Source organism: Rhizobacter sp. P5_C2, from assembly GCF_054049715.1.
Window position 1 is genome coordinate 89,401 of record NZ_JBFULV010000002.1, and the last position, 15,196, is coordinate 104,596.

13 protein-coding genes are annotated in these 15,196 nt (G+C 68.5%); 6 read left to right on the forward strand and 7 right to left on the reverse strand.

Annotated elements, in window-relative coordinates; translation table 11 throughout:
* Positions 1-36: 36 nt before the first annotated feature.
* Entirely contained in the window at positions 37-777 is a 741-nt protein-coding gene (locus ACXJLU_RS01195) for an NYN domain-containing protein (protein WP_457328686.1), read from the reverse strand.
* Between ACXJLU_RS01195 and ACXJLU_RS01200 the strand changes: the two genes are divergently transcribed.
* Both ACXJLU_RS01200 and ACXJLU_RS01205 read left to right on the forward strand, forming a co-directional pair.
* Entirely contained in the window at positions 772-1,257 is a 486-nt protein-coding gene (locus ACXJLU_RS01200; protein WP_457328687.1) for a DUF7684 family protein, read from the forward strand. The genes ACXJLU_RS01195 and ACXJLU_RS01200 overlap by 6 nt on opposite strands.
* Positions 1,244-1,621 carry a hypothetical protein gene (locus ACXJLU_RS01205; RefSeq protein WP_457328688.1) on the forward strand — a complete coding sequence of 126 codons (378 nt, stop codon included), beginning with the start codon at positions 1,244-1,246 and terminating at the stop codon, positions 1,619-1,621. Before ACXJLU_RS01200 ends, ACXJLU_RS01205 begins: the two co-directional genes overlap by 14 nt.
* A gap of 20 nt (positions 1,622-1,641) precedes the next feature.
* Here ACXJLU_RS01205 and ACXJLU_RS01210 read toward each other — a convergent pair whose 3' ends face one another.
* Together ACXJLU_RS01210 and ACXJLU_RS01215 are read right to left on the reverse strand one after the other, a co-directional pair.
* Positions 1,642-2,070: a hypothetical protein gene (locus tag ACXJLU_RS01210; protein WP_457328689.1), complete on the reverse strand. Its 429-nt coding sequence runs from the start codon at positions 2,068-2,070 to the stop codon at positions 1,642-1,644.
* A gap of 10 nt (positions 2,071-2,080) precedes the next feature.
* Entirely contained in the window at positions 2,081-2,476 is a 396-nt protein-coding gene (locus ACXJLU_RS01215; RefSeq protein ID WP_457328690.1) for a nuclear transport factor 2 family protein, read from the reverse strand.
* Between the two features lie 84 nt (positions 2,477-2,560).
* On the opposite strand from ACXJLU_RS01215, the gene ACXJLU_RS01220 reads away from it, so the two are divergent.
* Positions 2,561-2,899, forward strand: a complete 339-nt coding sequence (locus tag ACXJLU_RS01220; protein WP_457328691.1) for a hypothetical protein — start codon at positions 2,561-2,563, stop codon at positions 2,897-2,899.
* A gap of 8 nt (positions 2,900-2,907) precedes the next feature.
* On the opposite strand, the gene ACXJLU_RS01225 is transcribed toward ACXJLU_RS01220, so the two are convergent.
* Together ACXJLU_RS01225 and ACXJLU_RS01230 are read right to left on the reverse strand one after the other, a co-directional pair.
* Positions 2,908-5,664 (reverse strand): hybrid sensor histidine kinase/response regulator, encoded by a 2,757-nt coding sequence (locus tag ACXJLU_RS01225; RefSeq protein WP_457328692.1) that lies wholly within the window; start codon positions 5,662-5,664, stop codon positions 2,908-2,910.
* 7 nt (positions 5,665-5,671) lie between these two features.
* Positions 5,672-6,661, reverse strand: a complete 990-nt coding sequence (locus ACXJLU_RS01230; protein ID WP_457328693.1) for a substrate-binding domain-containing protein — start codon at positions 6,659-6,661, stop codon at positions 5,672-5,674.
* A gap of 193 nt (positions 6,662-6,854) precedes the next feature.
* On the opposite strand from ACXJLU_RS01230, the gene ACXJLU_RS01235 reads away from it, so the two are divergent.
* A complete protein-coding gene (locus ACXJLU_RS01235; RefSeq protein WP_457328694.1) occupies positions 6,855-8,453 on the forward strand; it encodes an ABC transporter substrate-binding protein in 1,599 nt (532 codons plus the stop codon).
* Complete coding sequence (locus ACXJLU_RS01240; RefSeq protein WP_457328695.1) at positions 8,450-11,635, forward strand: response regulator; 3,186 nt, start codon at positions 8,450-8,452, stop codon at positions 11,633-11,635. Before ACXJLU_RS01235 ends, ACXJLU_RS01240 begins: the two co-directional genes overlap by 4 nt.
* A gap of 11 nt (positions 11,636-11,646) precedes the next feature.
* Here ACXJLU_RS01240 and ACXJLU_RS01245 read toward each other — a convergent pair whose 3' ends face one another.
* Together ACXJLU_RS01245 and ACXJLU_RS01250 are read right to left on the reverse strand one after the other, a co-directional pair.
* The gene (locus ACXJLU_RS01245) at positions 11,647-13,182 is read right to left on the reverse strand and encodes an ABC transporter substrate-binding protein (protein ID WP_457328696.1); all 1,536 of its coding nucleotides are present in this window, start codon (positions 13,180-13,182) and stop codon (positions 11,647-11,649) included.
* 141 nt (positions 13,183-13,323) lie between these two features.
* Complete coding sequence (locus ACXJLU_RS01250; protein WP_457328697.1) at positions 13,324-14,388, reverse strand: substrate-binding domain-containing protein; 1,065 nt, start codon at positions 14,386-14,388, stop codon at positions 13,324-13,326.
* Positions 14,389-14,637: 249 nt separating this feature from the next.
* Here ACXJLU_RS01250 and ACXJLU_RS01255 point away from each other — a divergent pair, with 249 nt between their 5' ends.
* Positions 14,638-14,793, forward strand: a complete 156-nt coding sequence (locus ACXJLU_RS01255) for a hypothetical protein (RefSeq protein WP_457328698.1) — start codon at positions 14,638-14,640, stop codon at positions 14,791-14,793.
* Positions 14,794-15,196 lie beyond the last annotated feature (403 nt).

Here is a 15,196-nt window from a genome sequence, read left to right on the forward strand (position 1 = left end):
TGAACTTGATCATTGGTGAGTGCTGGTGAACACGACTCAGAGGGCGCTGTCGGGTGCGGCCACGGTCCAGTGCCCGCCAGGCTCCTGGCGCAAATCGAGCAGATCGTAGGTCTTGAGCATGTTGACCAGACCCGTGTGCCCAAAGGATTGCGGCGAGAAGGATGGGTCGGTACGCCGCAAGTACGAGCCGAGGCCGCCGATGTGAATGCGCCCGTCGGGCGAGTCCGCCGCCAGGAGTTTGACGGCAGTGATGATCGACTTCGGTCGCTGCTTGGGCTTTGGCGGCGCCAGCGCCTTGGTGGCTTGAGGTGTCGACTGGGAGGCGGCCGCCGGCTCGGGCGGCGCCCACTGGAAGAACTGGTCGCTGGCGTTACGCAGCGCCTCCGGCGTCTTGGCCTCGCCAATCACGTGAACGGTGGCGCCGCGCTCGCGCAGCTTGCGGCAGAGGCCGGCAAAGTCGGAATCGCTGGTGACCAGGCAGAAGGTGCTGGCTCGCTGGTCGAACAGGGCCTCGATCGCGTCCATCGCCAAGGCAATGTCGGACGTGTTCTTGCCAGCGGCATAGGCGTATTGAAGGCAAGGGGTGAAGGCTTGCTGGACCAGAGCGGTCTGCCACTTGTTGGCCAAGGTGGCATGGCCACCAAAGCCCCGCCTCAGCACAACGCGCCCGAACTGGGCCGCTACCCGCAGCGCGTAGTCGAGGATGTCCGGGTCTGCGTTTTCGCAGTCGACCAGTACTCCGACTTTGGTGTCGATCTCTCCTGAAGTCGAATGCATACTGCCTCCTCCCGCCTGATTGGTGTCCTGCCATCAAGAGCCGACCTGCCAGCGGCCGTGCGGCTCAAAGACAACCGCTATGGTCCTCATGTTAGCCAAGGGAAGAAACAGATTCTCGATGTTGCTGAAAATATGGCGGGACAAGGGAATCGCATTCGTCTGCTGGTGCACGTTCGCGAACTGGTTCTGATGCCCTACGCCCGCAAGATCGTCCTTCACTGCCCTCGGGGCTACCGAATGGAACTCGACGCGCTCGTCGAAGAGTTCATTGCCGACGGCGTCGCCTTCGTCGGAGTGGTAGGTGAAGACTGTTCGCGCATCGAGGACATCATCGATGAACTCGTCGTCGGCGATGGCTCGAACATGACTCGCTTCATCCTGACCTCTTCTCATCCGCGCGAATCCATTGCCGACGCACTCGAGTTCGCGCACGCCCTCACCGGGGACCATGCGGGAGAAGTTCAACTTGTCGAACTCTGAACGCCCCTATGCATGGCAATGCTTCGCTTGCGAAGCATCCAATGCACCGGGCACCGATCCCTGCTCGTCTTGCGGCTTCCCGGCACGAGCCACGCGAAGACAGATCGACGCGGCACGTGCCGCCAGAACGACAGCGGCTGCCAAGCCGATCGTGCCGCAGCGGCGCAGCGCCATCGACTCCATCGCCGACGCCCTGTCTCCGCTTTCGATGTGGCGCCAAGTGGTCGCCGTCATCGGCGGACTGCTGGCAGTCGGCGGCGTACTCTGGCTCAAACTCACGATGTCGTTCCCCGGGCTCGCGTCGAGCCTCGCCGCGACGATTCTCGGAATCGTCCTGATGGCCGCCGGCACGGGCAAGCGCTAGCGCGATTCACGCCATCCGCTTCAGGCCAGCCCGATGCTGCCGTCCTCATCGTCGGCGCGCAGCCATCCGATCGCCAGCGCGACCAACACACCGCCGATCACCCAGGCGATCCAACGCCAGTGGCGGGTCGCCTCCACCACCTCTTCGTCGCGCGTGACGCGCACGCATTGGCGGAACAGCCGCGTCGATTGCACGCGGATCGCATCGCCATCCTTCAGCCGTTGGTACGCCGCATAACCCACTGAGCAACTCGCCACCTCGCCGCCCGCCAGGTGCAGCGTGTAGCTCGTGTCGCCCGAGCGATTGTCGCGGCGCGCCGACTCGCCATCGTTGACGTGGCTCGTGTGCTGATCGACGCGGACGGTCTCGTCGCGGATCGGCAGCGCGGTGTCGCTGAGCAATGCGACGCCGGCAATCATGAACAGGCAGCGGATCAGGAACTTGAGCAAAACAGATTCCTCACCGCGACGGTTCGATCGGCTCGACCAGGTGCGCCCTGTTCGCCAGCGCCGCGTACGGCTCGGGCCAGAACTCCACCAGCCGGGTGATGAGCCCGTCTTCCACCGTGAAGAAGCTGAGCGCACGTGCCGACTGCACGCCATCGGTGACCGACACGTCCGACACCGCCTCGCCCTGCGCGCCCACCAGCCGGTTGACCGTGAAGCGCCAGGGCCCATGAGCCGGGTACTCGCTGTTCATCCGCGCGAAGTTCTCGGCGCCGCGAATGCGCTCGTTCGACTGCGGCCACTCCAGCACGAAGCCAGGCGCCAGCACCTGCGCCACGGAGAAGAAATCGTTGGTCGCCATCAGGCGCCAGAACGTCTGAACGGTGTCGACGGCAGAGGGGTTCGGCATGCCGGCATTGTGCCGGCCACCCTGCCCCCTGCGTCACAATCCACCCGCCCGAATCGACCCGCAAGCCCCCACATCAAAGCGCGCATGCCAAGACATCGAAGCATCTGCAGGTTCATCTTCTGGCTCGCCACAGGCAGCCTCATCGCGTTCTGCCTGGCCTTCGGGCTGCCCTTCGTCTCCACGATCGGCGCCGGCAAGATCGTCGAGATGGCCGGCTGCAAGCCGCCGTCCTTCGACATGCAGGCCATCTGCCCACCCGGCAGCTACGCCGAGCCGTTCATCCCGCTCAGCCACTGGTTCACGAGCGGGTTCGCACCCTTCGTCCTGCTGAAGAACTTCGGGGGCCTGCTGACGGCCTGGGCGACCGTGTGCGCGGCCATCGGCTTCGTGTGCGCGATGCTCGACACGCGACGCGCCCCCTGACCGCCCCTTCACCCCGACCCCCGCTTCGCAGCCGGCTCGGCCGGCCGCACCCATCGCGCCAGCGTCGCGAACATCTCCTCGACCTTGATCGGCTTGGCGATGTGGTCGTTCATCCCCGCGGCGAGCACCTTCTCGCGATCCCCGACCATGGCATTCGCCGTCATCGCGATGACCGGCAGGTCCCGCAGCCGCGGCTGCAGGCGCAGCGCCCGGGTCGCCGCGAACCCGTCCAGCACCGGCATCTGGCAATCCATCAGCACGCCATCGAACTGCTCGCCCTCCAGCATGTCGAGCGCCTCCTGGCCGTCGTTGGCCACGCTCACGACCAGGCCGGCGCGCCGCAGCACCTCCAGCGCCAGCTCCTGGTTGATGGGGTTGTCCTCCACCAGCAGGATGCGCGCCCCGCTCAGGCCGGCCCGGTGCCGGGCCAGGTCTTCTTCGCGCTGCACCAGCCGCGTCGGATGGTGCACCGCCAGGCCGAGTGCCTTGCTGCAGGCATCCAGCAGCGTCGATGGCGTGACCGGCTTGGTGAGCAGCGCACTGACCGCGAGCGCCTGCTCGACCAGGCGCTGCTGCGCGTCGGCACGGCTGAAGGCCGTCAGCATCAGCACCATCGGCAACGGGTGGCGCCGCCCGGCAGACCGCGACAGCAGGCGGGCGCACTCCATGCCGTCCATGCCGGGCATCTTCCAGTCGAGCAGCAACAGGTCGTAGGGCTCGTCGTCCGCGTCGGCACGCTCCAGCCGGCGCAGCGCGTCCCGGCCATCAACGGCGGTATCGGCCGTCAATCCGAGCGCGCCGATCATCGCGGCGATCACGTCGCGCGCACTCGCGTTGTCGTCCACCACCAGCGCACGGCCGCCGCGCAAGCCGTCCCGGCGCAGCGCCGGCGGCCGTGCGGCCACGCCCTTCTGCAGGCCGTAGCGCACGCTGAAGTGGAAGCGGCTGCCGCGGCCCGGCTCGCTGTCGACGGCCAGCTCGCCGCCCATCAGCCGCACCAGGTTGCGGCTGATCGCGAGCCCCAGCCCCGTGCCGCCATGGCGCCGGCTGGTCGAGGCGTCCGCCTGCGTGAACGCCTCGAACAGGCGCTGCTGCTGCTCGCGGTCGATGCCGATGCCGGTATCGCGCACCTCGAAACGCAGCTGCACCGACACGTCGTCCCGCTCGATCACGTCGATGGCCACGACCACCTCGCCGCGCTCGGTGAACTTGATGGCGTTGCTGCCCAGGTTCAGCAGCACCTGTCCCAGGCGCGACGGATCGCCCATCACCGCCGGCAGTTGCGGCGGCACCGCGAACACCAGTTCCAGGCCCTTCTCGTCCGCCTTCATCCCGAGCAGGTTGCTCACGTTGTCCATCACGTCGCCGAGGCTGAACGCAATCGTCTCCATGTCGAGCTTGCCGGCCTCGATCTTCGAGAAGTCGAGGATGTCGTTGATGATGCCCAGCAGCGACTCCGCCGAGCCGTGCACCTTCTGGATGTAGTTGTGCTGCTGCGGGTTCAGCCCGCTTTGCAGCGCCAGGTACGACATGCCGAGGATCGCGTTCATCGGCGTGCGGATCTCGTGGCTCATGTTGGCCAGGAACTCGCTCTTGGCCGAGCTGGCCGCCTCCGCATCGCGGCGCGCCTGGCGGTCGGTCTCGGCCTGCCGGCGCTCGGTGAGGTCGACGATGAAGGCCACGCCCTGGTGCATCGAGTCGCTCAGCAGCGCCCCGCCGATCAGCACCGGCACCCGGCTCCCGTCCTTGCGGATGTAGTGCTTCTCGTAGGGCTGGCAGCGGCCGGTCTCGCGCAGCTGCCGGATCGCCTGCTGGTCGGCCTCGGCCTGTTGCGGCGGCGTGAGCCGCCCCCAGTTCACCAGGCCGGCGCGCAGGTCGTCGCGGTCGTAGCCGACGATCTCCAGGAAGGCATCGTTCGTCTCCGTGATCGCACCCGTCGTGTCCCAGAAGAACACGCCGATCATGCTGGACTCGACCACCCGGCGCACGCGCGCCTCGCTGGCGCGCAGCGCCTCCTGCGTCTCGAGCTGCTCCCGGGTGCGCTGCTCGATGCGCTCGCGCATCGCGTCGATGCTGCGTTGCAAGGCGCCGATCTCGTCGTCGGACCCGGCGTGCGTGCCGGGTCCGATGCGGGCCGTCATGTCGCCCTGCTCGATCCGCCGCACGCAGTCCAGCGTCACGCCGATGCGGCGCAACAGCCAGCGTCCGAACAGGCTGACCGCGATCGCGTTCAGGCACAAGGCGGCGAAGGTGATGCCCCCGATCGCGCTCATGAACCCGAACATGGCCGCCTGCACCTCGCGGCGCGACACGGCCACGCCCACCAGCCAGTCGATCGGCACCACCGTGTGGAACACGGCCATGCGCCGCTCGTCCTTGTAGCTGTACTCCAGCGAACCCGCCTGGCGCCGCATCATCTCGTCGACGAAGCCGTAGTCCACGCGATCGCCCATGTGGAAGTCCGGGTGGTAGACGATGCGGTTGTCGTTCTTCTCGACGATGAACAGCGTCGCCGACGCGAAGCCCTCCTTGGCGCGCAGCCGCAGCAGCTGCGCCTCGGCCTCCTTGGCGGCGGCGACCACGCCCGAGCGGTTGAGCTGCTGCCTGATCGACTGCGTGGCCCCCTGCAGCTCGAGCTGCATCAGCCGCTCGTGCGACTGCCGCAGCTCCGCTTCGAGAAAGAACACGGCGGCCCCCAGCACCGCGGCGGTCATCACGAGGATGGCCGCCAGCGAGACCAGGTTGAGTCGCGTGCCGATCTTCACGACAGGCTCAGAAACTGTGCTGGTCCACGTTGGCCTTGGTGAACACCATCACCGGCAAGGCCACCTGCAGGCTGACCGCATCCCGGCGCGGCGTGAAGCTGCCCAGCCGGCCGGCCTGGAAGGGCTGCCCCGCCTTCAGCCCGCCGGCCAGCAACTGCCGCGCGGCATGGACGGTCAGGTAGCCGTGGTCCGGCGCATTCCACAGCAGCACCGTCCTGACCGTGCCGTCCTTCAGGAACTCGCGCATCAGGTTCGGCGTGGAGTTGCCGACCACGGCCACCTTGCCGACCAGCCCGGCATCGCGCACCGCGCGCGCGACACCCGGCAGGTTGGGCGACCCGAGCGCGATGAGGCCCTTCAGCCCGGCCAGCGACTTCAGGCAGTCCTGGGCGATCCGGTAAGCCTCTTCGGTGCTCTCGCCGGCAGGCCGGATGTCGACGATGCGCAGCCCCGGGTTGCGCGCATAGATCGCCCGCTTCATCGCATCGATCCAGCTGGCCTGGTTCGGCGCCGCGAAGCTCGTCGTCACGATGGCGATGTCGCCCTTCGGGCCGATCTCGGCACGCACGGCGTCGACCAGCTGGCTGCCGAAGGCCTCGAAATCCACCAGGTTGACGAAGAACTCGCGCAGCTGGCTGTCGCCGTCCCAGCTGATGACGTGGATGCCGGCCCGCTGCGCCTTCTGCAGCACCGGCACGATGGCCACCGGATCGTTCGCCGCCACCGCGATCAGGTCCGGCTTCTCTGGAATCAGCCGCTCGATCATCTCGATCTGCCGTTCCACCTGGTCCTGCGTCGGCCCGGTCCAGGTCACCGCCGTGTCGGGCAGCTCGCGCGCTGCCGCATCGATGCCCGTCTTGACGGCGTCGTAGTACGCGATGCCCACCAGCTTGGGCATGATGACGATGCGGTAGCGGGGCTGCGCCCGCGCCGCGGGCAGGGCCGCAGCCACCAGCACGGAACCGCCCCACGCGACTGCACTGCGCCGGTCGATCATTCGCCTTCTCCTGGTTCTCCGCTCGGACGGAGAGACGCCCCCTGCAGGCGATGATGATGGGCAGATGCATCGGCTTGTCAATGCCGGACTCGACACCCTCGTTTACCCTGGAAACGGCCCGCCGCATGTTCAAGACGCGCGGCCGAAGGCGCAAGATCCCTGTCGCCCAGCGGTGTGCGTTGAGGAGACGAGCATGGGTCGCAAGCTTTGGCCGGCGCGGGCCGTCTACGCGCTCGCAGCAGGGCTGCTCGGCGCGAGCCTGGCGCAAGGCGCCGACCCGCAGCCCCGGCCCAAGGGCTCCGACACGACCGTGGTGCGCCCCGGCGACGTGCTGCCGCCCCGCGTGGCCGAACCCTGCACGCCGGGCCGCTGCCCGTTTGCGGGACAGCACGTGACGGTGCTGGTCGCCGAAGGCCAGGGGATCGGCGGACCGGTGCTGGAGATCAAGCCGGAATTCGAGGCCGCCACCGGCGCCACGCTCGAGATCGTGCAGCGGCCCCACGAGGAGCTGTTCGCCACGCTGATCTCCGACCTGACCAGCGGCACCGGCCGCTACGACGCCTGCATCGCCGGCGCCTGGTGGCTCGGCGAGCTGGTCGCCGGCAAGCACATCGTCCCGTACGACCGCTACTACAAGGATCCGCGCTTCCCGGCCTGGGACATCGCCGAGGTGCTGCCGGCGCCGCGCAGCCTGCTGGTGTTCGACGGGCACAAGTACATGGTGGCCAACGACCACGACGGCCAGGTGATGTACTACCGGCGCGACCTGCTGGCGGACCCGCAGCACCGGGCCGCCTTCCAGAAGGCCCACGGCTACCCGCTGGCGCCGCCGGCCACCTGGGAGCAGTTCCGCGACATCGCCGAGTACTTCAACGGCAAGGACCTCAACGGCGATGGCGAGCCGGACCACGGCCTGCTGCTGCCGCTGCGCGCCGGGGCGCAGGGCATGTTCCATTTCATGTCGCTGTCCGCGCCCTTCGTGATCGGCCCGGACAACCCGCACCTGTACTGGTTCGACCCGCAGACCATGAAGCCCCTGCTGGACAGCCCGGGCCACGTGCGCGCCCTCGCGATGCTGGTCGACCTGGTGCAGTTCGGCCCGAAGGAGATGCTCAACTGGGACCTCGGTCGCGGCTGGGACTACTTCCTGTCCGGGCGCGCCGCGCTCACGCTCACCTGGGGCGACCTCGGCGCGCTCGCGCAGCAGCCGGGCAGCCGGGTGCGCGGCAAGGTGGGCTCGGCGCAACTGCCCGGCACCTTCGAGTACTACGACGCAGGCCGGCACCGGTGGGTGAAGACCGAGCGGCCCAACCGGGTCGGCAACACCACCGGCGGCTCCTGGGCGGGCGTGATCTCGCGCGACTCCAAGGCGCCGGCGGCCACCTACTACCTGCTGGCGCTGATGGCCAGCGAGCCGAAGTCGCGCGTCTACGCCGCACGCGGCTGGGACGGCATCGACCCGGGCCGCCGCTACCACCTGCTGCCGCCCAGGGGCAGCGGCCGCCTGGACGACTACCTGCAGGCCGGCTGGGACGCCACCGACGTGCGGGACTACCTGCAGGCCTATGACGACACGTTCAGCAACCCGCTGCAGCTGCCCTACCTGCGCATCCCCGGGGCCTTCAGCTACTGGCAGTCGCTGGACCTGCGCCTGGCCGCCGCGACGAGCGGGCAACTGAGCCCGCAGGCCGCACTCAAGGCGGCCTCCGTCGACTTCGAGGAGATCACGGTGCGGCTCGGGCGCCATGCGCAGCGCAGCGCCTTCCGCGCCTCGCTGGGCCTGCCGCGATGAACGCGACGGCGCCCTGGGAGCGCTGGCAGGCGCTCGGCATCGGCAGCAAGCTGACGGCGGCCTTCGGCGTGCTGGCCGGCGTCACGGTGCTGGTCGTGCTGCTGGCCATGCTGGGGGCGCAGCACCTGACGCGCGACATCGCGCTGGCCCAGGACCTGCGCCTCCCCGCGTCGCTCGCCTCGACGCAGGCGCAGGCCAGCTTGCTGAGCATGCAACTGCACGTGCGCGGCTACCTGGTGCTCAGCGACCCGCAGGACGTGCAGCAGTACCAGGCCGCCCGGCGCGAGTTCGAGGATCGCCTGGCCGCGCTGCAGGCGATGTCGAACAGCTGGCCCGAGGTGGACGCGGCCCGCCTCGTCGGCGACCTGACGGCCGACTACCGCCGCTGGGAGGGCCTGCCGAAGCAACTGTTCGACCTGCACGACAACCCGCTGAGGAACCAGCCCGCGCTGCGGCTGTCGCGCGTCGACGTGCAGGCCAGGCGCGTGCAGGTGCTCGACGGCGTCAGCCGCATCCTCGAGCTGCAGCGGTCACGCCCATCGAGCCCGCCAAGCCGCGAGCTGGTGTCCGACCTGCTGCGCTTCCAGACCTCGTTCGACGCGATGGTGACCAACCTCATCGCCTACGGCGCGTCGGGCGAGTTGAGCTTCAAGCTGGCCTACGGCCCGCATCTGTCCACCAATGCCGCGGCCTGGAACGCGGTGGCGACCCGGCGCACCGTGCTCGACGCGCAGCAGAACGCGCTGCTCGACCACCTCGCGCGCGAGCGGGCCGAGGTGACCGAACTCGCACTGCAGATCATCGGCATCCTGAACGGCGAGCGCGCCTACGAAGACCTCTACCTGTACCGCACCCAGGTGGCACCGCAGGCCGAGGCGATGCTCGATCGCCTGGCCAGGCTCACGGCAGGCCAGCAGGCGGGCCTCGGCGAGGCGCTGACCGGCGCCGTGCGCCGCATCGCCGACGCCCGCCTCGCCGCCGCGGCGCTCGCGCTGCTGGCGGTGCTGGCGGCGGTGCTGCTGGCCTGGCGCTTCCAGCGCAGCATCGTGGGGCCGGTGCGCCGCCTGACCGGCGTGGCCGAACGCATCGCGGCAGGCGACCTGTCGGCGCGCGCCGCGGTCGAATCCGGCGACGAGATCGGGCTGCTGGCGCGCAGCATCGACACCATGACGCAGCGGCTGGTCGACACCATCGCCCACCTCGAATCGGTGTTCGCCGAGGCGCAGCGCGCCAAGGACGCCGCCGAGCTCGCCAACCGCGCGAAGAGCAGCTTCCTGGCGAACATGAGCCACGAGATCCGCACGCCGATGAACGCGATCCTCGGCATGTCGCACCTGGCCCTGCAGAGCGGCCTGGATGCCCGGCAGCACAACTACATCCAGAAGGTGAACGCATCGGCCGAATCGCTGCTGGGCATCATCAATGACATCCTCGATTTCTCGAAGATCGAGGCCGGCAAGCTCGACATCGAGTCGATCCCGTTCGGTCTCGGCGAGGTGATGGACAACCTGAGCAACGTGGTCGGCATGAAAGCCGACGAGAAGGACCTCGAGCTGCTGCTCGAACTGCCGCTGCAGCTGCCGACCGCGCTGGTGGGCGACCCGTCGCGCCTGGGCCAGGTGCTGCTGAACCTGGGCAACAACGCCGTCAAGTTCACTGCCGCGGGCGAGGTCGTGGTGGCGGTGCGGGTGATCGACGCGGGCGACGCCGGCGACGCGAGCGGCACACCGGCGCGGCTGCGCTTCGAGGTGCGCGACACCGGCATCGGCATGAGCCGGCAGGAGCAGGACCGTCTGTTCGAGCCCTTCACGCAGGCCGATGCCTCGACCAGCCGGCGTTACGGCGGCACCGGCCTCGGGCTGGCCATCAGCCGACACCTGGTGCACCTGATGGGCGGCGAGCTGGCGGTCGACAGCGAGCCGGGGCGCGGCAGCTGCTTCCACTTCGAGCTCGGCTTCAGCCTGCAGCCGGGCGCCGCGGCGGTGGCGCCGGCCGCGCACCACGACAGCCTGTCGGGCACGCGCGTCCTCGTCGTCGACGACAACGCCGCCGCGCGCGAGGTGCTCGCCGAGATGAGCCGGGCGCTCGGCCTGGACGCCGATGCCGCCGCCGGCGGCGCAGAGGCCTTGCGGCGGGTGGTGCAGGCGGATGCGGGCGACCGGCCGTACCAGCTGCTGTTGCTGGACTGGAAGATGCCCGGCATGGACGGCGTGGCCTGCGCGCAGGCGCTGGTCGACCGGGCCGGGCTGCGCCACCCGGCGCCGGTGGTGTTGATGGCCACCGCCTTCGGCCGCGACGAGGTGCGCCAGCACCTGGCCGAACGGCAGTTGACGGTCGGTGCGCTGCTGACCAAGCCGGTCACGCCCTCGTCGCTGCTCGACGCCTGCATCACCGCGCTCGGCCGCGTGCCGCTCGCGCCCACGCGCAGCACGCGGCGCGCCGACGCGCTGCTCGATCACCGCGCGGCACTGGCCGGCGCGCACGTCCTGCTGGTCGAGGACAACGCGATCAACCGCGAGCTGGCCGTGGACCTGCTGGGCCGCGCCGGCGTGAGCGTCAGCGTCGCCTGCGACGGCCAGGAGGCGCTCGACGTGCTGGCCCGCGAGCGCTTCGACGCGGTGCTGATGGACTGCCAGATGCCGCGCATGGACGGCTATGCCGCGACGCGTGCACTGCGCCAGCGGCCGGCGCTGCGGACCCTGCCGGTGATCGCGATGACGGCCAACGCGATGGTCGGCGACCGCGAGGCCGTGCTCGCGGCCGGCATGGACGACCACATCGCCAAGCCGATCGTGGTCGACGAGATGTTCGCCACGCTGGCGCGCTGGGTGAAGCCGCGGCGCGCCGGCACCGGCCTCGRCAGCGTGAGCGGGCTGGCCAACGTGCGGGGCAACGACGTGCTGTACCGCCGCATGCTGGGCATGTTCCGCGACCGCGAGACGGAATTCGTGCCGCAGTTCAAGACGGCGCTGGCGGCGGGGGATCCCGACGCCGCGATGCGATCGGCCCACGACCTGAAGTGCGAGGCCGGCACGCTCGGCATGCCGGCGCTGCAGGAGGCGGCCGCCGCGTTGGAGCAGGCCTGCCTGGGGCACGCCGGCGACGCCGAGATCGGCGCGCTGTTGCACGAGGTGTCCAGCCAACTGGACCAGGTGCTCGGAGAACTGGCCGAGCAGCTCTAGAGCCCCAGGGTCTAGAGTCCCAGAGATTGGCGGTACGCACTGCGCTGCCGTTCGCGCCCGAGGCGCAGCGTGATCTCCTCGAAGTCGACCGCGGCGGCCTTCAGCGCCGCCTCGGCGCTCAGTTGCCCGGCCACGGCCTCGCCCAGGTGCACGTCGAGCGCCTGCCAGTAGCTGAAGGCGCCGGGAATGCGCAGGTAGGGGAACTGCAGCGGGTTGCTGAAGTTCTCGAAGTAGGCATGCAGGTAGTCGCGCACGTCCACCTCGTTCCAGCCGGCTTGCAGGTAGGTGCCGATCTGCCCGGTGCCGTCGGGCGGCAGGAAGTGGAACCTGCGCCCGGGGTCGATGCCATCCCAGCCGCGAACCGCGTACACCGTCGACTTCTCCCGGGTCGCCATCAACGCGAGCAGGTAGTAGGTCGCCTGCGGCGCCTTCGAGTGCTTCGAGATCACGCCCGCCCAGGACCCGCCGGTGGTGTTGCCGACCACGTTCGGCTGCGCGGTGGCGACCCAGTCGTGGTGCGCGAGGCTGTAGTACCCGCGCGTGCCCGGCACCGGTGCCGCACCGATCTTGCCCTTGACCTTGCTGCCCGGTTGCTGCGCCAGCGCGCCCAGGTCGCCCCAGGTGAAGGTCAGCGCCGCGCGCCCGGCGAGCAGGTAGTCCCAGCTCTGGCCGAGGTCCCAGTGGCGCATGTCCCGCGGCCCGAAGCGGACCAGGTCGACGAAAGCCTCGAGCGCACGCACGTGCCCGGGGCTCGCGATCAGCGGCCGCATGTCGGCGGGATCGAACCAGTACAGCTTCGGGCTGTCGGGGCCGATCACGAACGGCGCCGAGAACGACATGAAATGGAACATGCCCTGGGCACCGACCTTCAGGTGCATCGACAGCCCGTGATCGGGCTCGCCATCGCCGTTGAGGTCCTTGCCGTCGAAGTACTCCGCCACGTCGCGGAACTGCGCCCAGGTCTTCGGCACGTCGAGCGCGTAGCCGTACTTCTGCCGAAAGGCCGCGCGGTGCTGCGGGTCTTCGAGCAGGTCGCGCCGGTAGTACATGACCTGGCCGTCGTGGTCGTTGGCCACCATGTACTTCTTGCCGGCGTACGACAGCAGGCTGCGCGGTGCGGGCAGCACGTCGTCGAGGCTCCAGGCCGGGAAGCGCGGATCCTTGAAGTACTTGTCGTACGACAGGATGTAGTCGCCGGCCACCAGTTCACCGAGCCACCAGGCCCCGGCGTAGGCGGCGTCGTACTTGCCGGCATGGGTGGTGAGGTCGGACATGAAGGTGGGGAAGAGATCCTGGTGCGTGAGCTGGACCAGGTTGAGCTTCGCGCCGGTGGCGGCCTCGAACTCGGCCCTGAGTTCGCCCAGCGCGCCTTCGTTGGCCTCCTTGATGATCAGCATCGTGACGGTCTGTCCGGCGAACGGACAGCGGCCCGGTTGGCAGGGGGCGACGACGCGCGGCGGGACGATGTCGCCGACGTTCACCGTCGAGGCCTTGTAGACCTCGGTCTTCGGCCTGGCTTCCTGTGCCGTCACCATGGCCGTCACCATGGCCGTCCCCGCGAACGCCGCGATCGGCAATGCTGTCCACCTCGCTGTTGCGCACATGGCCGTCTCCTGGGGATTGCCGGCACGGTCCATTCTGCGCCGCTGCGCAACGGCTGTGCGTCGATATCTACCCTTCGTCGACCCTCAGATCTGGCCCTGCTGGTAGAACCCACTCTCCACCAGCACCTGCTGCCAGTTCGCCTTGTTGACGAACACCGGCTTCAGCAGGTACGACGGCACCACCTTGACGCCGTTGTTGTAGGTCTTGGTGTCGTTGATGGTGGCCGGCTTGCCGTTCATGTACTCGTCGACCATCGAGGCCACGCGCACCGCCAGTTGCCGCGTGTCCTTGAACACCGTCGACGACTGCTCGCCGCGCTGGATCGAGCGCACCGAGTTCAGCTCGGCATCCTGCCCCGTCACCACCGGCCACGGCTGCGCCGCGGTGCCGTAGCCCACGCCCTGCAGCGCCGTCAGCAGCTCGACACTGGTGTTGTCGTTCGGCGAGAGGATCGCGTCGAGCCGCCGCTTCGCGTACAGCGTCTTCAGCATCGCCTGCAAGCGCGCCTTCGCGATCGCGCCGCTCCATTGCGGCGTCGCCACCTCGGCCATTCCCACCTTGCCGGAGCCCACCGTCAGCGCGCCCGAATCGATATAAGGCTTCAGCACCGACAGCGCGCCGTTGTAGAAGAAGTGCGAGTTGTTGTCGTCGGCCGCGCCGGCGAACAGCTCGATCAGGCCCTTGCCGCCGTCGCGCAGCTTCAACCGCGCCTCGATGTCGCGGCCCTGCAGCACGCCGACCTCGAAGTTGTCGAAGGTGGCATAGGCGTCGACGTTGCCGCTGTCGCGGATCAGCCGGTCGTAGGCGATGACCTTCACGCCCTTCTTCGCGGCGGTGTCCAGCACCGCGGTGAACGCGCTGCCGTCGCTCGCACCGATCACCACCACCTTCGCGCCGCCGTCCATCATCTTCAGGACCTGGCCCGGCTGGTCGGCGGCGTTGTTGACCGCGTACTGCAGGTCCACCGTGTAGTTCAGGCGGTTCAGCGTGCGCATCATGCTGAGCCCGTCGTCGACCCATCGTCGCGACGAGAAGGTCGGCATCGACACGCCGATCAGGCCCTTGTCGGCCGCGGCCGCACGGGCCAGGCGAGAGGTGGCCAGCAAGGCCGGCGCAGTGAGGGAAAGCAGGAGTCTTCTACGGTTCATGGCTTGTCTCGGTTGCTCCAGTCGAGGTGCTGGATGGCGCGCAAGTTAAGGTCGTCCCATCGTGTAACCGATCGAGGCAAACCCTGAGATGGTGCCCTGGTGTGCAACGGATCGCACGCGCGCGGCGTTGCTGCGCGCTGTACTACGCGCAGCTACAGACCTGAGGCCGACAGGGCCTTCTGCACGGGTTCCTCAAAGTGCCTGCAGAGACTTCCTTCCATCCAGGAACTCGATGGAACAGGAAGGCCCATGAACATCAAGAAACTCATCGTGATGGCGATGCTGGCGCTGGTGCTGGCCATCGGCACTCAAGGCCAGCAGCAGAGGGTGATCGGGCAGAGAAAAGACGCCAACGCTGGCGCACAGTGCGACTTGCATTCGCGCTGTGCGCCCTGGTCGTTCTGACGCTCTTCTCGATAGGACAAGCAACAACGTTCGCGTGGCTCTCGACATCCCCAGCGCAGGCTTCGCGACTGGAGTCGCTGCAATGGGAATTCTGGAGCTACGCGGCTCTGTCGATGGTGCTGCTTGCCATCTTCTGCAGCCGCGTGCTCCCCATATAGCTCAATTGCAAAAGGCTCGGACCCCGTTTGCACCGCATCCCGGAGTCGCTCCACGTCGGCGTGATGCTCGAAGCCTGCAACGATGTCATCAGCGTAACGCCAACGATTGTTGGTGCCCGTCAAACTGGCTAACATCGGATTTCCTTAGTGCGAGGTGAGCGACTGCCTTCTGTTCCGGGCACATGCGATGTGCACGCTCATAGAGTCAGGATTTCATTCAAATAATTTCTCATCGGCGTAGGGGA